Here is a 22,714-nt window from a genome sequence, read left to right on the forward strand (position 1 = left end):
CTTCTGCCCCCCACGGTGCGGTCAGCCGGACGTGTGATCTTCGAGCGTCACGCCGGCATCGCGCATTCTCGCCAGCATTGTCTCGAGCGATCCGTTGAGATCGATGCCACGGCAGGCATCGAGCCTGACCGTGGTTCTAAAACCCTGTTTGACCGCATCCAGCGCCGAGAAGGCGACACAGAAATCGGTCGCCAGGCCGACCAGGGTCAGCGTGTCGATACCGCGCTCCCGGAGATAGCCGGCGAGCCCGGTGGGCGTCGCGTGATCGTTCTCGAAGAAGGCGGAGTAGCTGTCGATGGCGGACCGAAAACCCTTGCGGATGACGAGCTCGGCCTTTGTCCACGCAAGGCCGGAATGGAAATCCGAGCCGAGACTGCCCTGAATGCAATGGTCCGGCCACAAAGTCTGTGGGCCGTAGGGCATCTCAATCATCGAAAAGGGCTGCGCGCCGGGATGGCTGGAGGCAAAGCTGGAATGGCCGGCGGGGTGCCAGTCCTGCGTCAGCACGACATTGTCGGTTCGCCGGATCATGTCATTGACCAGCGGCACGATCTCGTCGCCGCCGGCCACCGCCAGCGCGCCGCCCGGGCAAAAATCGTTCTGCAGGTCGATGACAACGAGCGCTTCGTCGGCCATGGGGCTTCCTTCCTGTCAGGCTAGGGCTCGGGCTCCGAACGAGGGGCTCGGCGAAAGAAAAAGCCGCTGGCGCGACCGGAGGGAGAAACTTGACCAGATGGCGGGCCGCGTCAACCTCCAGCGGCATAACAAATGCGTGGCGATGCCAGCCACATTGGCACCGGCGCAAACTCTGGCTTTGACAATTTCCGCCGTCTTGATATCATTTGCATACGAATGAATTTGCCGGATTGAAACCGGCAAGATATTCCCGGGGGTAAGCTCCTTGGGAGGGCCGGTTTCGGGAAAGGCCCATCTTATTGGGAAGGCCCATCTTGTTGGAAGGCAAAGCGTGATCCGTTACGCGAAACCCACCACGGTCGACGAGGCGCTCGCGCTGCTTGGCGAGGGCGCCTGGCGTATCCTTGCGGGCGGCACGGATTTCTATCCGGTGCAAGGCAGCAAGCCGTTTCGCGACAATGTGCTCGACATCAACGGCCTGACAGCGCTGCGCGGCATCGCCGAGACCGGCAGTCACTGGATCATCGGCGCGCGCGCGACCTGGACCGACATCATCCGCCATCCCTTGCCCCCGGCCTTCGATGCGCTGAAACAGGCCGCGCGCGAGGTCGGCTCGGCGCAGATCCAGAACGTTGCCTCGGTCGCTGGCAATCTCTGCAACGCTTCGCCGGCCGCCGACGGCGTGCCGGGATTGCTCGTGCTCGACGCCGAGGTCGAGCTGCGCTCGGCGGCGGCGACACGCCATCTGCCCTTGGCGGAGTTCATCCTGGGCAACCGCCGTACGGCCTTGCAGCCTGGCGAGATGGTGACGGCCATCCGCGTGCCGAAACCCACCGGCACATCGGCCTTCGTCAAGCTTGGTGCCCGGCGCTATCTCGTCATCTCCATAGCCATGGTGGCGGTGCGTCTGGTTGTCGAGAATGCCAGTGTCGCGGATGCGGCCGTCGCCGTCGGCTCCTGTTCCGCCGTTGCCAGGCGGCTTGCCGGTATCGAGGCGGCGTTGCGCGGGCTTCCCCTGGATGCCGGGCTTGTTGCCGCGGTTCGTTCGGCGCCGATGGCTGAGCTGTCGCCGATCGCCGATGTGCGCGGCAGCGCCGAATACAGGCTGGACGCGGTGCGCGAGATCGTTGCCCGCGCCGTGCTCGAAGCCGCTGGAAAGCCGGCAGGCGACAAGGTGGCCGCATGAGCATGGATCGCGCTGATATCGCCTTCACGGTCAACGGCGCCGCCGTCTCGGTCAACGTGCCGCCGCTGCGCCGGCTGTCCTCGGTGCTGCGTGACGAATTGCGGCTGACGGGAACAAAGGTCGGCTGCGACGCCGGCGACTGCGGGGCCTGCACGGTGCTGGTCGACGACGAACCCGTCTGCGCCTGCCTGACGCCGGCGGCCTCGGCTGCCGGCACCGCGGTGACGACGGTCGAGGGCCTCGCCAATGGCCGGCTGTCGGCGCTGCAAGCCTCGTTCCTGGCGCATGGCGCCGCGCAATGCGGCATCTGCACGCCGGCACTGCTGGTCGCGGCAACCGCGCTGCTGGACACGAAACCCAGGCCGACCGAGACCGAGGTGCAGGATGCGCTGGGCGGGATCCTCTGCCGCTGCACAGGCTACCGGAAGATCATCGCGGCGGTGATGGAGGCTTCCCACCAGGCCGCGAGCCTGGATTTCCGTCTGCCTCGGTCCTGCCACGCCATCGGCGCGTCACCGGTCAGGCTCGACGGTGTACCAAAAGTGACCGGGGCCGAGAAATTCGGTGGCGATTCTTTCCCGGCCGATGCGCTTGCCGTGCTGGTGATTCGCTCGCCGCATTATCATGCCGGCTTCGCCTTCGGCGACATCGATGGCTGGGCAAGCCGCCATCCCGGTATTGCGGGCGTCTTCACGGCCGCCGATATCCCGGGCAAGAACTGCTTTGGCGTTATCGGCCCGTTCGCCGACCAGCCGGCGCTGGCCGAGGGCGTTGCCCGGCTTCGCGGCGAGGCGGTCGCCCTGGTCGCCGGCGAGCGCGAGGCGATGCTCGATCTCGATCTGTCGGATTTCCCGGTCCGCTGGACCGAGCTCCCACATGTTCTCCAGCCTTGCGACGCGCAGGCCACAGGTGCGGCGCTGATCCACGAAAGCCGCCCGGCCAATTTGTTGACCAAGGGCTTCGTCGAACGCGGCGATCCCGAGTTAGCACTTGCCAGTGCGGCCTTCACCGCGAGCGGCACGATCGACACCTCCTATGTCGAGCACGCCTATATCGAACCGGAAGCCGGCTATGCCTATCTCGACGGCGACACGCTGGTCGTCGTCGCCTGCACACAGGCGCCTTATATGGACCGCGACGAGACGGCGAAGGTGCTTGGCCTTGCCGTCGACAAGGTGCGCATCGTGCCGACCGCGACCGGCGGCGGCTTTGGCTCCAAGCTCGACGTTTCCCTGCAACCTCTCATCGGACTTGTGGCGCTGAAGACCGGGCGGGCGGCGGCGCTCGCGTACACCCGCAACGAATCCATGATGTCGACCACCAAGCGCCATCCGGCGCGGATGAAGGCCACCATCGGCGCCGACGCCGACGGTTACGTCACCGGCATGGTCTTCGAAGGCGATTTCAACACCGGTGCCTATGCCAGCTGGGGGCCAACGGTCGCCAACCGCGTGCCGGTGCACGCCTCCGGCCCCTATGCGACGCCGAACTACCGCGCCGAGGGCCGCGCAATCCACACCCATGGCCCGATTGCCGGGGCCTTCCGTGGCTTCGGCGTGCCGCAGGCGACGATCATGCAAGAGACGCTGTATGACGAACTCGCCGGCAAGCTCGGCATGGACCGGCTCGACTTTCGCCTGAAGAACTGTCTTCGGAACGGCTCCGAAACGGTTACCGGGCAGCTTCTGGAGTCTGGCGTCGGCATCGCCGAATGCCTTCAAGCCCTGCGGCCGCATTGGGCGCGGGCGACGGCCGATGCGGATGCTTTCAACAGTGCCAGTATCGACAGAAAGCGTGGCGTCGGCATCGCTTCGTGCTGGTATGGCTGCGGCAACACATCGCTGCCCAATCCGTCGACCATCCGGGTCGGCATCGTGGCTGACGGCGCGGTCATCCTGCACCAGGGCGCGGTCGATATCGGCCAGGGCTCCAACACCGTCATTACGCAGATTTGCGCCGACGCGCTCGGCCTGCCTCTGGAAAAATTCCAGTTGAAGAGCGCCGATACGGCGATCAGCCCCGACGCCGGCAAGACTTCGGCCTCGCGACAGACTTTCGTCACCGGCAAGGCGGCCGAGAAGGCGGGCCGCGCCCTGCGCGAAACAATCCTGCGCTTTGCTAATGTCTCGGACAAGGCTTCCCTTCAACTGGATGGCCCGGCGATCGTCATCCGCGAAGGCGAGGCGACACGCCGTATCGATCTTGCCTCGCTCGAGATGGATGCCGACGGCTTCGTCTTCCGTGCCGAGGAGACCTATGACCCGCCGACGCTGCCCCTCGATGCCAAGGGCCAGGGCAAGCCCTACGCGGTCTATGGCTATGGCGCGCAGATCGCCGAACTCGAGGTCGACCTCAAGCTCGGCACGGTCAAGCTGATCAGGATCATCGCCGCGCATGACGTCGGCAAGGCGATCAATCCGCTGCTGGTCGAGGGCCAGATCGAAGGCGGCATCGCGCAAGGCATAGGCATGGCATTGATGGAAGAATACATACCCGGCCGCACCGAGAACCTGCACGACTATCTCATCCCGACCATTGGCGACGTGCCGCCGATCGAGACCATCCTTATCGAGGTCCCCGATCCTGAAGGGCCATTCGGCGCCAAGGGCCTGGGCGAGCACGTGCTGATCCCGACGGCGCCGGCGATCCTCAACGCCATCCGTCACGCCACCGGCGTGCTGGTCACCAAGGTGCCGGCAACGCCAAGCCGCATCCTGGCGGCCATCCGCGAGAAGGAGGCACGCACATGAGCGAGCTTGCCGAACGCTTCGAAACCCATGATCCCGGCGAGAAGCTGGTGGCGGAAAAGATCCGCTGCGATGCCTGTCCCGTCATGTGCTACATCGCTGACGGCCGCACCGGCGCCTGCGATCGCTATGGCAATGTCGCGGGCCGGATCGTGCGCATGGACCCGCTGACCATCCTGGACCATGCGGCCGAGACCGGCGCCGCCATGGTGCCCTTTGTCGCCGAGGGCGAGCAGTGGGACGGCGAGCTGGTCAACACCGGCCGCCGCTTCGTCACGGCAATCGGCGCCGGCACCACCTATCCCGACTACAAGCCCGCTCCCTTCATCGTCAGCCAGGAAGTCGAGGGCGTCGATCTCGTCACCGTGGTCACCGAGGGCATCTTCTCCTATTGCGGCGTCAAGGTGAAGATCGACACCGACCGCCATATCGGACCCGAAACGGCTATTGTGCGGGCCGAGGGTGAGGCGATCGGCCATGTCACGACGGGAGAATACGGCTCGCAGATGCTGTCGCTGGGCGGCGTGCATCATCTGACCGGCGGCTCCAAGGCGGAAGGCCGCGCTACCTGCGACGCGCTGCTCAATCTGTGCAACCGCAAACCGGTGGAACTCACCATCGACGGCGGCGCCACGGTCACCGTTGAAGCCGGCAAACCGCCCGTCATTGACGGCAAGCAGGAACACCGCATGCGCGTCGGCTGCGGTTCGGCCACCATTGGGATGTTCGCCACGCAATGGCGCGGGCTGGTCGACGAGGTGGTAGTGGTCGACGACCACATCACCGGTGTCGTTTCCGAACACCAGGCCGGCAAGGTGCTGGGCTGGCAGGATACCGGTATCAAGATCGTTGGCCGCCGCTCGACACCGGGCCGCTATTTCAAGGTCTCGGAGCCAGGATTGGGCTGGGGCGGCACCAGTATTTCCGATCCGCTGTCGATCCTCGGCGAGTGGAATGCCAAGAAGGGCGCGCGCCCGGGCCTGTCGCTGCTGATGGTTTCGACCACCGGCGAGCAGTTCGCCTATTACGAGCTCGACGACGAGCTGAAGCCGGTCGAAAAACCGTTTCCCGATCGGCTGCGGAAATCGGTCAACCTGATCGAGGACAATTGCGAGCCGGCCTTGTGCACCGTGCTGTTCATCGGCGGCGCCGGTGGCTCGCTGCGTGCCGGCGTCACCGAAAACCCGGTCAATCTCACACGCTCCGTGCAAGGCCTGAAAACCTATGTCACCGTGGGCGGCGCGCCGGTCTATGTCTGGCCGGGCGGCGGCATCACGCTGATGGTCGATGTCACCAGGGTTCCGGACGGCGCCTTCGGCTATGTGCCGACGCCGGCACTGGTGGCGCCGATCGAGTTCACCCTGCGTCGCGACGATTACGTCAGGCTCGGCGGCTACGAGGCGGAGATACGCAGCGTCGCGGACATCGTCGCCAAGGGCGGCGAGTATCTCAATCCCCGGCGCGGCACGGGTGCTGCAACCCAAAATCCATGGCCGCCACTGGCGCAGTTGCGCCGCACGGGCTCGGACGGGGCCGGCTGATGCAAGGTCCGCAAGCGCATTGGCTGCAGGACGGCAAGCGGCTGCATCTCAACCATGGGCCGATCGACCTGATCGTCGAGGCTTTCGGTGATGCCGATGAGTGTCGCGCGGCCTACGCCCAAGCCGTCGCGCGCTTCCAGACGATCCTGATCGAGTTGGTCGAGGAGCTTCCCGAACTGCGCCTTCCTGCATTCTTCCTGGCGCCGCGCGCCTTCGCCGGTCCAACCGCGCGCCGCATGGAAGCAGCCGTCATGCCCCTGGCGGAATGCTTCATCACCCCGATGGCCGCCGTTGCCGGATCGGTAGCCGACGAAATGATCGCCGCGCTGCTTGCCGGCCGCAAGCTCGACCGCGCCTATGTCAACAATGGCGGCGACAGCGCCCTCCATCTCGACAAGGGCACGTCGATTGGCTTGGCGGTCGCCGGCACCGCCAACGGCATGGCCGACCGGATCACGATCCGCGCGCAAGATGGCGTGCGTGGCGTCGCGACCAGCGGCTGGCGTGGCCGCTCCTTCTCGCTTGGCATTGCCGACGCCGTCACCGTGCTCGCGCGGACTGGCGCCGAGGCCGATGCGGCGGCGACGCTCATCGCCAACGCGGTGGACCTGCCCGGCAATGCCGCCATCAGGCGCATTCCCGCACACGAGCTGTCGCCCGACAGCGATCTTGGCGCGAGGCTGGTGACACAAGGCGTCGGCACGCTTGCACCTGATGAGGTGGCGCGGGCGCTGGACAATGGCCTTGCCGTCGCCGAAGATTTTCGCCGCCGCGGCCTGATTGCCGCATCGGCGCTGTTTCTTGGCGGGGAGGCCCGTATCAGCGGCTCCGTTGCACTGGCCGCGTCCAACAAGCATGAACCGGAGGAAGTTGCCCATGCCTGAATTTCCGATCCGCAAGATCGCGGTGCTGAGCGAAGAGATCTTTCACGAAGGCGGCCCGGTCGCGGAAGTGCCGCGCCGGCGTGCCGCCGCCATGGCCGTGGTCAGGAATCCGTTCGCGGGGCGCTATGTCGAAGATCTGCAAAGCGCCATGGACGATCTGAAGCCGCTCGGCCTGCTGCTCGCCGACCGGCTGATCGCCGCACTCGGCGGCGACGTGAAGCAGATCGATGGCTACGGCAAGGGCGCCATCGTCGGCACGGCTGGCGAACTGGAACATGGTGCGCTGTGGCACGTGCCGGGCGGTTACGCGATGCGCGAGCGGCTGGGCGATGCCAAGGCGATCGTGCCCTCGGCCAAGAAGGTCGGCGCCTTCGGCTCAAAGCTCGACGTGCCGCTCGGCCATATCAACGCCGCCTATGTGCGGAGCCATTTCGACGCCATGGAAGTCGGCATCAGCGACGGCCCGCGTCCTGACGAGATCCTGTTCTGCCTCGTCATGACCTGCGGCCCTCGCGTCCATAACCGCATGGGTGGCCTCGCAGCGGACGACATAAAAGCCTGGGACGGGTTGCGGTGAGCGGCGGGGACAACCTGCTCAAGTTGGTCGAGGCCGAAGAGGCCGACGACCACGACTACCTGCTGCAGGAACAGGTCGGCTTCATCCTGCGCAAGGCGCACCAGCGCCATGTCTCGATCTTCGCCGCCCGTATCGCCGATCTGACGCCGCCGCAATTCGCGGCCCTGGCCAAGCTGCGCGATGTCGGCGAGACTTCGCAGAACCAGCTCGGCACGCTGATCGCCATGGATGCGGCGACGGTGAAGGGCGTCATCGACCGGCTGAAGGCGCGTGGCTTTGTCGAGCTTTCCAGGCATGAAGTCGATAAAAGGCGGCTGCTGGTCAACCTGACGGCCGAGGGCCGCGACGCGATCGAGCGCCTGATCCCGCTTGCAAGGGAGATCACGCAGGAAACGCTGGCGCCGCTCACGGTCAAGGAGGCCGCCACTTTCATGAAGCTGCTGGCGAAGCTGGCGTAGATTGATTCTGCCGGGCGCCATCAGCGCCCGGCAGAAGAGCATCGCCTCAGAGGCCGTTGTCCTTCAGCACCTGGGCGGCATTTTCCTTGGTGATCTTCTCGGTCGGCAAGGTGATGGTCTTCTCGACCTTCTCGCCGTTGAGGAACTTGATCGCCTGGCGCAAGCCTTCCGCACCTGGGGTGACATAGGTGAACGTCGCCGTCAGCTCACCCTTGTTCACCATTTGCACGCCTTCGTTGGGCAGGCCGTCGATGCCGATGAACTTGATGTCCTTCTCGCGGCCGACATCCTTGGCGGCGAGATAGGCGCCGTAGGCCATTGGGTCGTTATGGCCGTAGACGAGATCGATCTTCTCGTTGGTCTTCAGCGCGTTGGCCATCAAATTGTAGGCTTGGTCCTGCTTCCAGTCGCCCGACTGCTGGTCGAGCAGATATTTGATGCCCGGCTCCTTGTCGGTGAATTCATGGAAGCCGTCATGACGGTCATGCGCCGGCTGGGTGCCCATGCCGCCCCAGATCTCGACCACATTGCCTGCCGCCTTGCCCTTGCCGCCGAGCAGTTCGACGGCATATTCACCGGCCGCACGGCCGATCAGCTTGTTGTCACCGCCGACGAACTGCGTGTAGTCCTTGGTGTCGACATTGCGATCGAGCACGAAGACCGGGATCTTGGCGTCGATCGCCTGCTGCACGACGCCGGTCAGGCCAGCCGATTCCTTCGGCGATACCAGCAGCGCGTCGACCTCCTGGCGGATCAGGTTCTCGACGTCGGCGACCTGTTTCTCGGTCTTGTCCTCGCCATCGGTGATGATCAGCTCGACCTCCGGATGCTTGGCGGCCTCGGCAATGATGTCCTTGTTGAACTGGGCGCGCCAGGGCTCGATGGTGGTCACCTGCGAGAAGCCGATCTTCCACTTCTTATCCTGGGCGAAGGCATGGCCGGTGGAGAGCAGTGCCGTGGTGGTCAGCAATGCCGCGCCGAGTGCGGCAAGCTTCAGCATGTCACGTCGTTTCATTTCTTGTTTCCTCCGAGATTGAGAGACGGTGTCTCTTGCGACGGCCGTTTTGCGGCGGCCGTTTCCTTGTGCGCCGCTCCAGGCAGGCGCAGATAGGCCAGCAGATCACCGGCATTGCGCTCCTGCACGAGCACGGTGCCGATGATGATCATCCCCTTCAGCACCAGCTGAAGGTTCGAATTGATGTTGTGGAGTTGCAATATGTTGGAGAGCAGCCCGAAGATCAGCACGCCGCAGAAGGTGCCTATCAGGCTGCCGCGCCCGCCCATCAGGCTGGTGCCGCCAATGACCACGGCGGCGATGGCGTCGAGCTCCAGCCCGGCGCCGGCGTCCGGCTTGCCTTGCCGGTATTGCGCCACGTAGAGCACGGCGGCAATACCGGCGAGCAGGCCTGATATGGCGTAGGTGGCGATCTTGACGCGCCCGGCGGCGATGCCGGAAAGCCGGGCCGCCTCCTCATTGCCGCCGATGGCATAGACATAGCGGCCGAACGGCGTGAAGCGCAGCACCGCGCCATAGATGACGATGGCGCCGAGGAAGAACAGGCCGGGCATGGGGATGACGCCGAACACCAGCGAGCGCAGCAGCTCGAAATCGGCGGTGGCGTTGGAACCGGTATAGACCGGCAGCACGGCATTGTTCTGGCCGGCGGTGAGCCGGGCGATGCCGAGCGCCGTCACCATCATCGCCAGCGTGACGATGAAGGGTTGCAGCCGTCCGCCGACGATGATGAAGCCATTGATGGCGCCGAACAGCAGGCCGACGCAGGGCGCCACCAGCAGCACACCGAGAACACCGAATTTGGGCTCGATCTGCGGCAGCAGGTACCAGAGCGAAAGGCAGCACAGGACGACGCCGACGATCGCCGGCGTGACCAGGCCGCGAATGGTGTCCAGCCTGACGTCGCGCGCGGTGGCATCCGAGCCGGCGCGGGATTTCTGCAAATTGAGGAGGATGAAGCGCGTGACGACGATGCCGAGGCACAGCGCAACCAGGGCAACGGTAGGCACGCCCAGCACGACGCCCGGCGTCACGCCGGGAACCGTCAGCAGCATGGCGCACACCACAGAGCAGATGGCCATCAGCGAGCCGACGGAAAGGTCGATGCCGCCGGTGATGATAACCGCCGTCATGCCGGTCGCGATCAGCCCGGTGGTCGACACCTGGCGCAGCACGTCGAGCAGATTGCCGTAGGAGAGGAAGATATTGTTGCCCTTGGAACTCACCGGCGAGCCGAGCACGCCAATCAGGAAGATGGCGATCAGGCCCCAATAGAGCTTGGTGCGGGACAGGAGTTTCAGTGCGGTCATGCGGCGGGTCTCGATAGGGTCCGGCGCGGCGCCGCGAGGCGCATGATGGCCTCCTCGCTCGCCGCGTCGCGGGAAAGGATGCCTGTCTGGCGGCCATCGGCCATCACCAGGATGCGGTCGGAAAGATGCAGCAATTCCGGCAGCTCGGAGCTGATGACGGCGATGGCGAGGCCATCGCGCGCCAGCCGGAAGATGAGGTCGTAGATCTCGCGCTTGGCGCCGACATCGATGCCGCGCGTCGGCTCGTCGAGCAACAGCACCCTCGGCCTCGTCGCCAGCCATTTGCCGATGACGACCTTCTGCTGGTTGCCGCCCGACAGCGTGCCGGCGGGCTGGTCGATATCCCGGCAGCGGATGCCGAGCGCCTTGACCGCCTGCCGCGCCAGCCCCTGTTCGCCCGCCAGCGAGCGGATGCCGAAGCGGGCCAGCGCGCCGACCAGCGGCAGCGCCACATTGTCCGATATCGAGGCCTGCAGGTGCAGGCCTTGCGTCTTGCGGTCCTCGGTGACCAGCGCGATGCCCAGCCGCCGCGCATCGCGTGGTGAGCGGATATCCACCGGCTGGCCGTCGAGCCTGATCTCGCCGCCGGCACGGCCATCGCTCGCGCCGAAGATCGCTTCCATGATCTCGGTGCGGCCGGAGCCCAGCAGGCCGCCAATGCCCAGAATCTCTCCGGCGGCGAGATCGAAGCTGACGCCGCTAATCACCTGCCGCCAGCCCTGGCGGTCGGGCTTCGACAGCGACAGGTCGCTGACCGAAAGCACGGTTCTGCCGCCGGGATCCCGCTCACCTTGAGAGGATGCGAGCAGGTCCCGTCCGACCATCGCCGAAATGATGGCATTCTCGTCAAGCTCGGCCATCGGCCGCGTCAGCACATGGCGTCCGTCGCGGAAAACGGTGACGCGGCCGGCCAGATGCATGACCTCGTCGATGCGGTGCGAGATGTAGACGATGGCGACGCCGCTATCGGCAAGCTGGCCGATGATGCGGAACAGCCGCTGGCATTCGGCCGGCGACAGCGCCGAGGTCGGCTCGTCCATGATCAGGATGCGCGCCGACATCGACAGCGCCTTGGCGATCTCGACCAGTTGCTGTTCGCCGACGCGCAAGGCGCCGACGCGTGCGTCCGGATCGAGTTCGATGCCGAGCCGCTGCAGGAGGGCGCTTGCCGCGCGGCTGCTCGCCTTGCGGTCGACGATCAGTCCCGCGATCAGCTTCTCGCGGCCGAGAAAGATGTTGTCGGCGACACTCAGCTCCGGCACCAGATTGAGTTCCTGGTGGATGATGGCGATGCCCGCGTCCTCGGCATCGCGCACGCCGGCGAAGCTGACCGGCCGGGCGTCGATACTGACCGTGCCTTCGTAGCCGGTATAGACGCCGGACAGGATCTTCATCAGCGTCGACTTGCCGGCGCCGTTCTCGCCCATCAAGGCATGGACTTCGCCGCGCCGCAATTCGAAGCCGACGTCGACCAAGGCGGCGATGCCGCCAAAACTCTTGGAAATATGCTCGGCACTCAGAACGATGTCCGAGCGATCCGACGCCGCACTGCGCGTCGAGGAAAGGGAATTGTTCTGTTCCATGACAATAGCGGCCTCCCTTCCGTCCTCGTCAGCTACTTGAACGCTAATCTAAACGTTTCGATCATGTCAAGCCGATATAGGGTGACGCAACTTTGATGCATTTCGATTCTTGCCTAAAACGACAAGATTCCGTAGGTATTGGCGGCAAGGGGTGGCGAAACGTTTCGAAAATGACAGCGTCAGGGCGAAAAAAACACCGCAAATCCACCGCGCCCACCATGCTTCACGTGGCTGAAGCGGCGCGTGTCTCGGTCGCCACCGTGTCGGCGCTGATCAACGGCACGGCGACCGTAAGCCCCGAGCTCAGCGCCCGCATCGAGCAGGCGATTCGCGATATCGGCTACAAGCGCAACGCCATCGCCCGCAGCCTGAAGATGGGCACGACGCGCACCATCGGCCTGACCGTTCCGCACATCACCAACCCCTTCTTCACCGATGTCGTTTCGGTCATCCAGCAGGCCTTCGACCGCGCCGGCTACGCCGTCATGCTGTGCTGCACCGATGAGGATTTGAACACCCAGGACGACCAGATCAGGCTGCTGCTCGACCGCATGGTCGACGGGCTGATCGTGGCGCGCGTCGGGGACGGCGCGATCCTCAAGCGGATCGTCGCCGACGCCAATGTGCCGGTCGTGCTGATGGATCGTCTGTGCGAGGGCGTCGACACCGACGCCGTGGTTCTCGACAACCAGCGCGCGGTGTTCGACGCCATGAGCTATTTGATCAATCTCGGCCACCGCCGCATCGGTTACATTACCGGCACCTCGGACATTTCACCCATGCATGACCGCATGACCGGATATCGCGAGGCGCTCCAGGCCGCCGGCTTGCCGGTGGCCGAAGAGCTGGTTCGCTCCGGCAATTTCCACGAGATCGACGGCTACAACGCAACCATGCAGCTGCTGTCGCTGCATGACCGGCCAAGCGCGATCTTCTCGGCCAACAACCCGATGGTGATCGGAACCATGAAGGCGATCCGCGACATCGGGCTGTCCTGTCCGGAGGATATTTCGGTAGCCTGCTTCGACGATTTTCCCTGGTCCGACGTGTTCCAGCCTCAACTGACCACGGTGGCGCAGCCGGTGCAGGCGATCGGCGAACAGGCGGCCAATCTGCTGCTCGACCGTCTCGCCGGCAACCGGGATGCGCCACCGCGCAAGCTCGTCCTCAAGGGCCGGCTGATGATCCGCAATTCATGCCGGCCGCTGGGCGCGGTGGTGCACAGCGTGAGTGCCTAAATGCCGAAAGTGTGAAGCGGTTTTCGGATAACGTCGTGCTTCCTGAAATTGATCAGGACGTGAAAACACCAGAACACAGTTCTTGCAGTTTCGAAAAGACGCCCTTGCCGCCCGTGATGACCTGTGTGCCGCTCTGCAGCACCGTCTTCGGATCCGCCTTCAGGATTGTGCCGCCGGCTTCCTCGATCAGCAGCATGCCGGCCACGCAGTCCCACGGGTTCATGTGTTCTTCCACATAGCCGAGCAGCCGCCCCGAGGCGACATAGGCAAGCATCAGCGCGCCGGACGCGTTGCGGAAGAAGACGCCGCCCTCGGCCAGGATCTTTTTGATCAGCACGGCGATGTTTTCGGCCTCGGCCCGGTTTGAGAAGCCGGTGCCCACCGAGCCCTCTTCCAGGCTGGCCGCCGCACTTGTCTTGACCGGCCTGCCGTTGACGAAGGCGCCGCCGCCCAGCCTCCCGTGGAAGGTCTCGCCGGTCGACGGTTCGTGGATGACGCCGACGATCGTCTCTCCATCACGGGCGCAGGCGATCACCACGCACCAGGCCGGAATGCCACGGACGAAATTGGCGGTGCCGTCGATGGGGTCGATCACCCAGACATGGCCTGTCGAGCCGGCGACCGAGGCGTGCTCCTCGCCGACGATGCCGTCCTGCGGATAGTCGGCCGCGATTGCCGCGCGGATGAACAGCTCGACCTCGCGATCGGCCTGCGAGACCAGATCCTGGTGGCCCTTGCTTTCGATGGTCAGGCTGTCGAGATCGCGGAAATATTTCAGGCCGAGTTCGCCGGCACGCCGCGCCAGATCAATGGCAAACTGCTCGCGTCTATCGAGATCATGGGGCAAGGCAAGGCTCGCTGTTGCGAAGGATAACCGCATTTAGCAGAGCATCGACGTCGGCAAAAGCGGCTGGCCGCTTATTCGCTTCAGGCGGCCTGTGACAGAGATTTGTGAGCCTCGGCTAAAATCTCGAACGACCGCACACGGGCGGCATGATCGAAGATCTGCGCGGTGACCATCAGCTCGTCGGCACTGGTACGGCGCACGAAGGCATCGATGCCCTGGCGGACCGTTTCCGGCGAGCCGACGACGGCGCAGGACAGCGCCTGGCCGAGCATGGTTTTGGCCATCGGGTCGAGATCGCGATCATAATTCTCGACGGGCGGCGGCAATCGTCCGGGCCTGCCGGTGCGCAGATTGACGAAGGCCTGCTGCAGCGAGGTGAACAGCAGCCGTGCCTCGGCGTCGGTGCGTGCTGCAAAGACGTTGAGGCCGAGCATGACATGTGGCTTGTCGAGTTGCTCGGACGGCTGGAAGCGCGAACGGTAGATGTCCAGCGCGTGATCCAGTTCCGCCGGCGCGAAATGCGAGGCGAAGGCGTAGGGCAGGCCGAGCATGGCGGCGAGCTGCGCGCCGTAGAGGCTCGACCCAAGAATCCAGATCGGCACCGTCTGGCCTTCGCCGGGCACGGCGCGCAGGCGCTGGCCCTCCTCGGCGGGCAGGAAATAGCCAATCAGCTCGACGACATCCTGCGGGAAATTGTCGACCCCGGCCTCGAGGTTGCGGCGTAGCGCCCGCGCCGTGTTCATGTCGGTGCCGGGCGCCCGGCCGAGGCCAAGATCGATGCGGCCGGGAAACAAAGCGGCCAGCGTGCCGAACTGCTCGGCGATCACCAGCGGCGCATGATTGGGCAGCATGATGCCGCCGGCGCCGACACGAATGGTCTTGGTGCCGCCGGCGACATGGGCGATGACGACAGCCGTTGCCGCACTGGCGATGCCTGGCATGTTGTGGTGCTCGGCCAGCCAGTAGCGCTTGTAGCCGAGCCGCTCGGCGTGGCGAGCGAGATCGAGCGAATTGGCAAGCGAGCGCGAGGCATCGCTGCCTTCGACGATCGGCGACAGGTCGAGAACGGAAAGTTCGGTCATATGCTGGTCTCCACGATCTTCTTCTCGCGCACCCGGGCCTCGAAGGCCGTGCGGTCGGGGATGGTGACGCCGAGCTGGCCTTCCAGCGTGTCGGCAAGCTCGGCGGCAGTGGCGATATGCTTCTGCTCGGTGCGGCCATCGATGTGATGGATGGACAGGCGATCGCCGCGCAGGCCATAGCGCCGGTCGGGCGCGGCGCGCGCCGCCAAAACCGAGATCAGGAAATGCGATGCCGGATTGGTCGACAGGAAATAATTGGCGATGGAATAGTCGACCTCATATTGCGGCTGCAGGTCGAAGCGATACAGCGAGCGCCAGTCGCCGCCGATGGCGGCCTGCAGGCGGAAGTGATCGCCGGTTTCGGCGATGCGGAACGTTTCGTGCGGGGTCGTCTGTTCGAGGCCAGGCTCGAACAGCAGCGGGGCGGTCAGGGTCAGGCCGCCGAAGCCGACATCGGCTATATAGGTCCGGCCATCGAGCTCGACGCGCAAAAGCATGTGGCTGCGCGCAGTGATCGCGTCCTCGCTCTGACCCCAGAGCACACGCGCGGCAAGGCCGCCGACCTCGAAGCCAAGCGCCTTCAGCGCATGCATGAAGAGGAGATTGTGCTCGAAGCAATAGCCGCCACGCCCGGCAAGGACGATCTTGTCCTGCAGCGATGCGGCGTCCAATCGGACCGGCCGCCCCAGAAACGGATCCATGTTCTCGAAGGGGATCGCCTGCGGATGCAGGAAATGGAGCGTCTTCAGCGTGTCGAGCGAAACATCCCTGGACCCGGCATGGCCGATCCGGGCGAAATAGGCGTCGAGGTCGAAGGGAGCGTCGTTCATCGGAAGGGCACCAGGCACTGATCGGGCGGATATAGGCATTCGAACCCGCCGCCGCAAACCGTACGCCGGTTAGCCGGCGGCCGTGCCGTCCTGCTCCTCGGCTTCCTCCTCGATCACCGCCGTATGTTGGGCGGCGAGAAAATTGCCGACATGGCTAAGGCTCTCGAAATGGTCGCAGAACACCTTGACGACGACCAGCAGTGGCACCGCCATCAGCGCGCCGACGAAGCCCCACAGCCATGACCAGAATGCGATGGCGATGAAGATCGCCACGGCGTTGATCTCGAGCCGCCGCCCGACCACCATCGGCGTCACGAACTGGCCTTCGATGATGTCACACAATACCAGGAAGGCAGGCGCCAATAACGCATAGGCAATCGTGTCGAAGCTGATCAGCGCGATGACCGTGACCAGGACAAACGTGATCATGGCCCCGACATAGGGCAGGAAATTGAGCAGGGCGGCCGCCGCGCCCCAGACCAGCGGATTGGGCATGCCGAGCGCCCACAGGCCGAGGCCGATGACCGTGCCGAGGCCGGTGTTGATGATGGTGACGGTGAGCAGGTAGTGCGAGATTTCCCGCTCGACATCGTAGACGACGCGCAGCGCCCGCTTCTTCTCGGTGAGGCTGGCGAAGGACTGGATGATCTTTTCGTAGAACATCGTGCCCGAGGCGAGCAGGAACAGTGACAACACGAAGATGATGGTCAGGCTTGTCCCGGCCGACAGAATGTTGCTCGCCGCCGATGAGAGGAAGCCTGACTGCGCAACCGCGACCTTTTGCACGCCCGGTTCCTGCGATGTCTCGGTCAGCCCTTCGATCTGGTGCGCAATATCCATGATCCTCTCGACCGGCCGCCGCAGCTGCGCCAAGCGTTCGGTCAGTTGCTGGCCGATGGACGAGGTGTTGTTGATGAGATCGATGACGGGGCCACTGAGCACATAGCCGGCGCTCGCGAAGACGATGATGGACACAAGCACCAGAAGCGTCGCCGAAACCACTTCGGGAATGCCGCGCTTGCGCAGCAGCCGCACGATCGGCGTCAGTGTCAGTGTGAGCAGGAAGGCCAGAATAACCGGCATGAAAAAGGCGCGCGCGAAATAGAGCGCATAGACGGTCATGAACAGGAAGATGCCGATGAGCAGCGAGCGCATCAGGCGTGTATCGGCGCGCGCCGCCACACGCGACTCTTCAGCTTCGGCAACGCCTGCGCCCAAAGCGGCGGACTCGGCTTTCATCGTGGTCCCTCGGCGGCACACCACAACTGATGCAATCCGCAGACGGAAAACGCCGGCACGGCTTCAAGGTTCCGTTAGCCGGCACTGACGGCACGGGCCGCCGTTGCGGGGTCCTGCCGCCGGTAGCTCAACGGACGCTCGGCTGCGAGTGTTCCGTATTACATGCCGTGTAATTGAGTCCGGGCACGTGGCGGGCCTGGTACGGGAGCAGGCCTTCGCAACCGTGGGATCGCAAGGCTGGCGTGGCGAAGATCGCCCGTGCGATTACGCGCTACCCTGAAAAGAGGACATCACGATGCAAAGATTTACCCTTCAAACAACCGAGTCGGCGCCGGAGAAATCCAGGCCCGCGTTGAAGGCGCTGGAGGAGAGGTTTGGCTTTCTTCCGAACGTCATGCGACGATGGCCAACAATCCGGTTCTCCTCAACGCGCAACATGCTCCACCTCATGTTCGATGCCGAAGGCATGCGCCCGTTCGTCGCCAATTGGCCTGACGTGGCGCGGAGCCTGTTCGAGCGGGTCTATCGCGAATCCATCGGCCGCGTCGTCGACGAAAAGACCAGGGAGTTGCTGGCGGCGCTGCTCGCCTATCCGGACGTGAACAGTGATTGGAAAAATCCGGTGGCGATCGGCTTCATGCCGGTCATTCCGCTCGGCTTCATCAAGGACGGTCGCCGCCTGAACTATTTTTCGATGGTTAGCACGGTGGGAACCCCCCAAACCGTCGCCGCCCAGGAACTGCGCATGGAGTGCATGTTCCCAGCCGACGAGGCGACCGAAATCCATCATGCCGCGATGATGGATACAGCCTCGCACCGGGCAACGTGATAGCCAAACCTATCGGAGGGCCCATGGAACAAGCCCTATCCTTGCGGAGTCCCACTAAGTTCACGCGACAGGCGCCGCCACGGCCGGCGGGGGTTTCGCCGTTTCCTTGCGCACGACCGGCGCCACCTTGGTGCCGTAAAGCTCAATCGCCTTCATGATCTTGGCGTGCGGCATGGTGCCGATGGCCATTTGCAGCAGGAAGCGGTCGTTGCCGAAGATCCTATGCTGGGCGACGATCTTTTCCGCCACCTGCTCCGGATTGCCGACGAACAGGGCACCATTGGCACCACGTGATTGATCGAAGTGCGCGCGCGATGTCGGGCCCCAGCCACGCTCTCGACCGATGCGGTTCATCACTTCCGCCTGCGGGCCGTAGAAGTCGTCCGCCGCCTGCTCGGTCGTCCCGGCGATGAAGCCATGCACGTTGATGCTTGTGGCCAACCCTGCCGGATCGCTGCCGGCCCGCTTGGCTGCCTCACGGTAGATGTCGAACAGCGGCGCGAAGCGCGCTGGTTCGCCGCCGATGATGGCAAGCGCCAGCGGCAGCCCGAGCGCGCCGGCGCGGGCGGCCGATTGCGGCGTTCCGCCAATGGCGATCCAGACCGGCAGCCTGTCCTGCAAGGGCCTGGGATAGATGCCGCGATCGTTGATCGGCGCGCGCAGATTGCCTGACCAGGTCACCTTCACCTGATCGCGGATGGCTAGCAAAAGGTCGAGCTTTTCGGCGAACAGTTCGTCATAGTCTTCGAGGTTATAGCCGAATAGCGGGAAGGATTCGATGAACGATCCGCGCCCGGCCATGATCTCGGCGCGGCCGCCCGACAGAAGGTCGAGCGTGGAAAACTGCTGAAAAACGCGCACCGGATCGTCGGAGGACAGGACGGTGACCGCGCTGGTCAGCCTGATGCGCTTCGAACGCTCCGCCGCCGCGGCCAAAGCCACGACCGGCGCCGAGGCGGCATAGTCCGGCCGATGGTGTTCGCCGAGGCCAAAGACATCGAGGCCGACCTGGTCGGCCAGTTCGATCTCGTCGATCAGGTTGCGCAGCCGCTCATGCGGGCCGATGGCGCCGGGACCCGGCACAGGGCTCACATCGGCAAAAGTGTAGAGGCCGAGTTCCATTTGGATGTCATCCCAGTGTGTTGATTGTCGCGCTAGAGGTAGCGACACGCCCGCCACGCCGCCAGAGGGCGGCTGGTGAACAGTGCATGTCGATTTCGGCGGGAAATGCGTCTCCCCGGTGCAACATCCCGGAATTTCATGGCTGGCATGCCGTTTTGGCGCTTGAACTCCCGGTTTTCGCGCGTATGTAAGCGTCGCGAATAGACTTCAAGGAAGTGGACTTGGCTATCTACAGGGAAAAAGACATTTTCGAGCGGCGCAATGCCGCGACCGAGGCAAAGAAGGCGCTTCTGGAGCGCTTCAAGTCAAAGCCGGCAGCAGACGATCCTGCGGTGCTGGCACGACAGGCCGAACGCAAGGCGATCCTTGCGGCTCGGGAGATCCGCGAGGCCGAGAAGGCCAAGCTGAAGCAGGAAAAGCTGGCACGCGAGGCGATTGAGAAGGCCGAGCGTGAGGCCGCAGCCGAAGCGGCGCGCATTGCCGCCGAAGAGGCAGCGCAAGCGGATGCCAAGCTTCGGGAAGCCGAGGAGAACGAGCGTATTGCTCGTTTGCTTGCCGATGAAGCCGAGCGCAAGGCAAAGCGCGACGCGCGCTATGCGGCACGCAAGCAGCGCACCGGCAGGACACCTCCCGGCTTTACGGGTCGCTAAGAGCGCACTCGCCGCGACGGATGATGAACAAGGGACGCGCCAAGGCGCGGCCCTTTTCGCGTTTGTCCATGTTGCCACCGGAAGCCCCTGCATTCCTGGATATCGGCTTGACATCCAGGATGTCGCTTGACATCCAGGGATGTCGGCTTGACGTCCGGGGATATCGGCGCGGTCTGCCGGCGGACAGGGCCGTTCAAGCCGCGAATTTCAGCCCCATGATACCGCAGACGATCAACGCGATGCACCCGAGTCTGATCGCCGTGGCAGGCTCGCCCAGCAACCAAATCCCGAGCAGCGCCGTGCCGACTGTGCCGACACCGGTCCACACCGCATAGGCGGTGCCGACAGGCAGCGCCTTCAGCGCCAGGCCGAGCAAGGTGAGGCTGACGATCATCGAAGCGACCGTGAGCACGGTCGGCACAAGCCTGGTGAAGCCGTCGGTATATTTGAGGCCGATCGCCCAGCCGATTTCGAACAGGCCGGCGAAAAACAGAAAAGTCCAGGACATCGCAACGCTCCATCGGAACATCCAGCCTCTCCGGCCTCGGATGCTCAGTCGACAATGGCGGGTCGTCCCGACCGAATTTTTCGGAAAGTGCGAGGTCGTCCCCGCGTCGTCGACATAGGGCTGTCCGAACGCCCGATCGACACGTGCCGGCGGCATTGTCGAATGCCGCCGGTGAAGTCCCGCCCCGTCGTGTCGCCGAGACTTACTTTTCCTTGATCCTCATTGCCTTGACCGGCGGCGCCTTCAGGGCCGGAGCGGCTACAGGCTTCTTGGCGTCTTTCTTTGGTTTGCGGGCTTCCTTGCCTGCCTTCATCGCACCTTTGGCCATGATTCGTTCCTCCTGTTGCGGGAGACGGAGTGAAACAAGACAAACGCCGGACTGCAAGAGGCTAGTGCTTGCTGCCAAGGCCGGCAGGCCGCTTTCAACCGGTTTCTAATTTGCTCGTAAACCCGGACGGTCCATGCCATGCTTGTCTTCGCACTGCAGCATCGACCCGTGCACCGCCGGGTGATCGTCAGGCAGGCCGGTCAGGACGACAATGCGGATCCACATCGGCTGCGAGATGAGCTTCGACTTTCCGCAGGAGACGCCGCTCATCGCAATGCTCAATGTCCATTATTCCCGCGCTTCCGATCTTGAGCGCCCGGATTTTCTGACCTCCAGCCCGCCGGTGCCGATTGAAAGTTATCGCGACAGTTTCGGAAACTGGTGCAACCGGTTCGTCGCTCCGCCCGGGCGTTTCACTTTCGGTACCGATGCGGTGATCCGCGACCCCGGCACACTCGAGATGGGCGAGCTGATGGCGTGGCAGCACGAGGTGCGCGACCTGCCGGCGGAAACGCTCCTGTTCCTGCTGCCCAGCCGGTTTTGCGAAAGCGACCTCCTGGCAAGCGAGGCATGGCGGCTGTTCGGCCATACGCCGCCCGGCATCCCGCGCGTGCAGGCGGTGTGCGATTTCGTCCACAACCACATCGCCTTCGACTACGGCGACGCACGGGTGACGCGCACCGCCGCGGAAGCCTGGCGTGAACGGAGTGGCGTGTGCCGCGATTTCGCGCACCTCGCCGTCACATTCTGCCGGGCACTCAATATCCCGACGCGCTACTGCACAGGCTACATCAGCGACATCGGCATGCCGAAGCCCTGGGCGAGCATGGATTTCTGCGCCTGGATGGAGGTCTACCTCGGCGGCCGCTGGCACGCTTTCGATCCGCGCAACAACGCGCCACGTATCGGCCGCATCCTGATCGCCTCGGGCCGTGACGCGGCGGACGTGCCGCTGACCCATATTTTCGGGCCAGGCATGCTTGCGGGCTTCAAGGTATGGACGGACGAAATCCAGGAATAGCTGGCGTTGTTGCCAGCAGGTTTCGAAGACGTTGAACGACCCGACGATTGGCGCGTTGTGATGGCTGTGCAGCTCCGCGGCAGGGCCGCTACATTGTACCTCAAGAGGATAGACCTGCATGGCAGGGCATGGCGGCTCCAGAACGGTCATCTATGCGGCGCTCGCCGGCAACCTCGCCATAGCGCTGACCAAGTTCGCCGCGGCCTTTTTCACCGGCAGTTCGGCCATGCTGTCGGAAGGCGTGCATTCGCTGGTCGATACCGGCAATGGCGGCCTGCTGCTTTACGGCATGCACCGGGCCGCACGCCCGGCCAGCCCCACCCATCCGCTCGGCCACGGCCGTGAACTCTATTTCTGGAGCTTCATCGTCGCCCTTCTGGTCTTCGCGCTGGGCGCCGGCGTGTCGTTCTACGAGGGCATCATCCACATCATGGCGCCGGAACCGGTCGCCAACGTCAAGGTGAACTACGTCGTTCTCGGCCTGTCCTTCCTGTTCGAAGGCAGTTCCTGGCTGGTGGCGCTGAAGGAATTCCGCAAGCAGAAGGGCAAGCAAGGCTGGCTGGAAGCCGTGCAATCGAGCAAGGACCCGAGCGTCTATACGGTGCTGTTCGAAGACAGCGCGGCCCTTCTCGGCCTGACGGTCGCCTTGCCGGCATATCGGCGGCGGAGATTTTCGAGATGCCCGAACTCGACGGCGCCGCCTCGATCGGCATCGCGCTCATCCTCGGCGCGACAGCGATCTTCCTGGCGCGTGAAAGCAAGGGCCTGCTCATCGGTGAGCCGGCCTCACCCGAGGTGCAGAGGAAGGTGCTGGCGATCGTCCAGCAGGATCCGGCGGTGCAGCGGGCGAACGGTGTGCTGACCGTGCATATGGGACCGGAAGAGATCGTTGCCGCCCTGAGCATCGAATTCGAGGACCATCTGGCGGCGCCGGACATTGAGGCCTGCGTCGAGCGTCTCGAGGCCCGGCTAAGGAAGGAAATGCCTGAGATCACGCGGCTGTTCGTCAAGCCGCAGACGTCAGGCACCTGGGAAAAGCGGCGCAAGCTGATCGAATCCGCGTCCGGATAGAGTTTGGCCATG

Annotated in this window: 21 protein-coding genes and 1 pseudogene; 11 read left to right on the forward strand and 11 right to left on the reverse strand. The window is 64.4% G+C overall.

Annotation, left to right across the window (positions count from 1 at the left end; genetic code table 11):
- Positions 1-21: 21 nt before the first annotated feature.
- On the reverse strand, positions 22-636 hold the full coding sequence (pncA, locus tag FJ960_RS17035) for a bifunctional nicotinamidase/pyrazinamidase (protein WP_140715458.1): 615 nt from the start codon (positions 634-636) through the stop codon (positions 22-24).
- 331 nt (positions 637-967) lie between these two features.
- Here pncA and FJ960_RS17040 point away from each other — a divergent pair, with 331 nt between their 5' ends.
- From FJ960_RS17040 to FJ960_RS17065, 6 genes are read left to right on the forward strand one after another with little or no spacing between them, the layout of a single operon-like run.
- Entirely contained in the window at positions 968-1,822 is an 855-nt protein-coding gene (locus tag FJ960_RS17040; protein WP_140715460.1) for a xanthine dehydrogenase family protein subunit M, read from the forward strand.
- The gene (locus FJ960_RS17045) at positions 1,819-4,572 is read left to right on the forward strand and encodes a molybdopterin-dependent oxidoreductase (RefSeq protein ID WP_140715462.1); all 2,754 of its coding nucleotides are present in this window, start codon (positions 1,819-1,821) and stop codon (positions 4,570-4,572) included. Before FJ960_RS17040 ends, FJ960_RS17045 begins: the two co-directional genes overlap by 4 nt.
- A complete protein-coding gene (locus FJ960_RS17050) occupies positions 4,569-6,110 on the forward strand; it encodes a 6-hydroxynicotinate reductase (RefSeq protein ID WP_140715464.1) in 1,542 nt (513 codons plus the stop codon). The genes FJ960_RS17045 and FJ960_RS17050 overlap by 4 nt, the downstream gene beginning before the upstream one ends.
- The gene (locus tag FJ960_RS17055) at positions 6,110-6,994 is read left to right on the forward strand and encodes a UPF0280 family protein (protein WP_140715466.1); all 885 of its coding nucleotides are present in this window, start codon (positions 6,110-6,112) and stop codon (positions 6,992-6,994) included. Before FJ960_RS17050 ends, FJ960_RS17055 begins: the two co-directional genes overlap by 1 nt.
- A complete protein-coding gene (locus FJ960_RS17060; RefSeq protein ID WP_140715468.1) occupies positions 6,987-7,571 on the forward strand; it encodes an amino acid synthesis family protein in 585 nt (194 codons plus the stop codon). The genes FJ960_RS17055 and FJ960_RS17060 overlap by 8 nt, the downstream gene beginning before the upstream one ends.
- Complete coding sequence (locus tag FJ960_RS17065; RefSeq protein WP_140508339.1) at positions 7,568-8,029, forward strand: MarR family transcriptional regulator; 462 nt, start codon at positions 7,568-7,570, stop codon at positions 8,027-8,029. Before FJ960_RS17060 ends, FJ960_RS17065 begins: the two co-directional genes overlap by 4 nt.
- A gap of 46 nt (positions 8,030-8,075) precedes the next feature.
- On the opposite strand, the gene FJ960_RS17070 is transcribed toward FJ960_RS17065, so the two are convergent.
- From FJ960_RS17070 to FJ960_RS17080, 3 genes are read right to left on the reverse strand one after another with little or no spacing between them, the layout of a single operon-like run.
- The gene (locus FJ960_RS17070; RefSeq protein ID WP_140508341.1) at positions 8,076-9,044 is read right to left on the reverse strand and encodes a substrate-binding domain-containing protein; all 969 of its coding nucleotides are present in this window, start codon (positions 9,042-9,044) and stop codon (positions 8,076-8,078) included.
- A complete protein-coding gene (locus tag FJ960_RS17075; protein WP_140715470.1) occupies positions 9,041-10,354 on the reverse strand; it encodes an ABC transporter permease in 1,314 nt (437 codons plus the stop codon). The genes FJ960_RS17070 and FJ960_RS17075 overlap by 4 nt, the downstream gene beginning before the upstream one ends.
- Positions 10,351-11,937: a sugar ABC transporter ATP-binding protein gene (locus tag FJ960_RS17080; protein WP_140715472.1), complete on the reverse strand. Its 1,587-nt coding sequence runs from the start codon at positions 11,935-11,937 to the stop codon at positions 10,351-10,353. Before FJ960_RS17080 ends, FJ960_RS17075 begins: the two co-directional genes overlap by 4 nt.
- Positions 11,938-12,155: 218 nt before the next feature.
- On the opposite strand from FJ960_RS17080, the gene FJ960_RS17085 reads away from it, so the two are divergent.
- Positions 12,156-13,175 (forward strand): LacI family DNA-binding transcriptional regulator, encoded by a 1,020-nt coding sequence (locus FJ960_RS17085; protein ID WP_140508347.1) that lies wholly within the window; start codon positions 12,156-12,158, stop codon positions 13,173-13,175.
- Positions 13,176-13,227: 52 nt separating this feature from the next.
- On the opposite strand, the gene FJ960_RS17090 is transcribed toward FJ960_RS17085, so the two are convergent.
- The 4 genes from FJ960_RS17090 to FJ960_RS17105 all read right to left on the reverse strand — a co-directional run bounded on the left by FJ960_RS17090 (position 13,228) and on the right by FJ960_RS17105 (position 17,173).
- The gene (locus FJ960_RS17090) at positions 13,228-14,022 is read right to left on the reverse strand and encodes an inositol monophosphatase family protein (RefSeq protein WP_140715474.1); all 795 of its coding nucleotides are present in this window, start codon (positions 14,020-14,022) and stop codon (positions 13,228-13,230) included.
- A gap of 80 nt (positions 14,023-14,102) precedes the next feature.
- Entirely contained in the window at positions 14,103-15,104 is a 1,002-nt protein-coding gene (locus tag FJ960_RS17095; RefSeq protein ID WP_140715476.1) for an LLM class flavin-dependent oxidoreductase, read from the reverse strand.
- Positions 15,101-15,934, reverse strand: a complete 834-nt coding sequence (locus FJ960_RS17100; RefSeq protein ID WP_140715478.1) for an arylamine N-acetyltransferase — start codon at positions 15,932-15,934, stop codon at positions 15,101-15,103. The genes FJ960_RS17095 and FJ960_RS17100 overlap by 4 nt, the downstream gene beginning before the upstream one ends.
- A gap of 69 nt (positions 15,935-16,003) precedes the next feature.
- The gene (locus FJ960_RS17105; RefSeq protein WP_140508354.1) at positions 16,004-17,173 is read right to left on the reverse strand and encodes an AI-2E family transporter; all 1,170 of its coding nucleotides are present in this window, start codon (positions 17,171-17,173) and stop codon (positions 16,004-16,006) included.
- 352 nt (positions 17,174-17,525) lie between these two features.
- Between FJ960_RS17105 and FJ960_RS17110 the strand changes: the two genes are divergently transcribed.
- Positions 17,526-18,002 carry a hypothetical protein gene (locus tag FJ960_RS17110; RefSeq protein WP_246672858.1) on the forward strand — a complete coding sequence of 159 codons (477 nt, stop codon included), beginning with the start codon at positions 17,526-17,528 and terminating at the stop codon, positions 18,000-18,002.
- A 60-nt stretch (positions 18,003-18,062) separates the two neighbouring features.
- Here FJ960_RS17110 and FJ960_RS17115 read toward each other — a convergent pair whose 3' ends face one another.
- Positions 18,063-19,124 (reverse strand): LLM class flavin-dependent oxidoreductase, encoded by a 1,062-nt coding sequence (locus tag FJ960_RS17115; protein WP_140715480.1) that lies wholly within the window; start codon positions 19,122-19,124, stop codon positions 18,063-18,065.
- Between the two features lie 221 nt (positions 19,125-19,345).
- On the opposite strand from FJ960_RS17115, the gene FJ960_RS17120 reads away from it, so the two are divergent.
- Positions 19,346-19,774 carry a DUF6481 family protein gene (locus FJ960_RS17120; protein ID WP_015314444.1) on the forward strand — a complete coding sequence of 143 codons (429 nt, stop codon included), beginning with the start codon at positions 19,346-19,348 and terminating at the stop codon, positions 19,772-19,774.
- A gap of 193 nt (positions 19,775-19,967) precedes the next feature.
- Here FJ960_RS17120 and sugE read toward each other — a convergent pair whose 3' ends face one another.
- Both sugE and FJ960_RS30160 read right to left on the reverse strand, forming a co-directional pair.
- On the reverse strand, positions 19,968-20,282 hold the full coding sequence (gene sugE, locus FJ960_RS17125) for a quaternary ammonium compound efflux SMR transporter SugE (protein WP_135921973.1): 315 nt from the start codon (positions 20,280-20,282) through the stop codon (positions 19,968-19,970).
- Positions 20,283-20,484: 202 nt separating this feature from the next.
- The gene (locus tag FJ960_RS30160) at positions 20,485-20,610 is read right to left on the reverse strand and encodes a hypothetical protein (RefSeq protein ID WP_023772267.1); all 126 of its coding nucleotides are present in this window, start codon (positions 20,608-20,610) and stop codon (positions 20,485-20,487) included.
- Between the two features lie 211 nt (positions 20,611-20,821).
- Between FJ960_RS30160 and FJ960_RS17135 the strand changes: the two genes are divergently transcribed.
- A complete protein-coding gene (locus tag FJ960_RS17135) occupies positions 20,822-21,631 on the forward strand; it encodes a transglutaminase family protein (RefSeq protein WP_140715482.1) in 810 nt (269 codons plus the stop codon).
- A gap of 118 nt (positions 21,632-21,749) precedes the next feature.
- Positions 21,750-22,702, forward strand: a pseudogene (locus tag FJ960_RS17140) (cation diffusion facilitator family transporter).
- The last annotated feature ends 12 nt before the right edge of the window (positions 22,703-22,714 follow it).

The organism is Mesorhizobium sp. B2-3-11 (assembly GCF_006442215.1).
Classification (GTDB): Bacteria; Pseudomonadota; Alphaproteobacteria; order Rhizobiales; family Rhizobiaceae; genus Mesorhizobium; species Mesorhizobium salmacidum.

What these genes read in the sequence shown, in the direction of transcription:
- FJ960_RS17050 (WP_140715464.1), top strand. Translation starts at nt 4,569, where the DNA reads ATGAGCGAGCTTGCCGAACGCTTCGAAACCCATGATCCCGGCGAGAAG.
- FJ960_RS17135 (WP_140715482.1), top strand. Translation starts at nt 20,822, where the DNA reads ATGCGGATCCACATCGGCTGCGAGATGAGCTTCGACTTTCCGCAGGAG.
- FJ960_RS17055 (WP_140715466.1), top strand. Translation starts at nt 6,110, where the DNA reads ATGCAAGGTCCGCAAGCGCATTGGCTGCAGGACGGCAAGCGGCTGCAT.
- FJ960_RS17095 (WP_140715476.1), bottom strand. Translation starts at nt 15,104, where the DNA reads ATGACCGAACTTTCCGTTCTCGACCTGTCGCCGATCGTCGAAGGCAGC.
- FJ960_RS17075 (WP_140715470.1), bottom strand. Translation starts at nt 10,354, where the DNA reads ATGACCGCACTGAAACTCCTGTCCCGCACCAAGCTCTATTGGGGCCTG.
- sugE (WP_135921973.1), bottom strand. Translation starts at nt 20,282, where the DNA reads ATGTCCTGGACTTTTCTGTTTTTCGCCGGCCTGTTCGAAATCGGCTGG.
- FJ960_RS17045 (WP_140715462.1), top strand. Translation starts at nt 1,819, where the DNA reads ATGAGCATGGATCGCGCTGATATCGCCTTCACGGTCAACGGCGCCGCC.
- FJ960_RS17085 (WP_140508347.1), top strand. Translation starts at nt 12,156, where the DNA reads ATGCTTCACGTGGCTGAAGCGGCGCGTGTCTCGGTCGCCACCGTGTCG.
- FJ960_RS17105 (WP_140508354.1), bottom strand. Translation starts at nt 17,173, where the DNA reads ATGAAAGCCGAGTCCGCCGCTTTGGGCGCAGGCGTTGCCGAAGCTGAA.
- FJ960_RS30160 (WP_023772267.1), bottom strand. Translation starts at nt 20,610, where the DNA reads ATGGCCAAAGGTGCGATGAAGGCAGGCAAGGAAGCCCGCAAACCAAAG.
- FJ960_RS17100 (WP_140715478.1), bottom strand. Translation starts at nt 15,934, where the DNA reads ATGAACGACGCTCCCTTCGACCTCGACGCCTATTTCGCCCGGATCGGC.
- FJ960_RS17060 (WP_140715468.1), top strand. Translation starts at nt 6,987, where the DNA reads ATGCCTGAATTTCCGATCCGCAAGATCGCGGTGCTGAGCGAAGAGATC.
- FJ960_RS17080 (WP_140715472.1), bottom strand. Translation starts at nt 11,937, where the DNA reads ATGGAACAGAACAATTCCCTTTCCTCGACGCGCAGTGCGGCGTCGGAT.
- FJ960_RS17070 (WP_140508341.1), bottom strand. Translation starts at nt 9,044, where the DNA reads ATGAAACGACGTGACATGCTGAAGCTTGCCGCACTCGGCGCGGCATTG.
- FJ960_RS17115 (WP_140715480.1), bottom strand. Translation starts at nt 19,124, where the DNA reads ATGGAACTCGGCCTCTACACTTTTGCCGATGTGAGCCCTGTGCCGGGT.
- pncA (WP_140715458.1), bottom strand. Translation starts at nt 636, where the DNA reads ATGGCCGACGAAGCGCTCGTTGTCATCGACCTGCAGAACGATTTTTGC.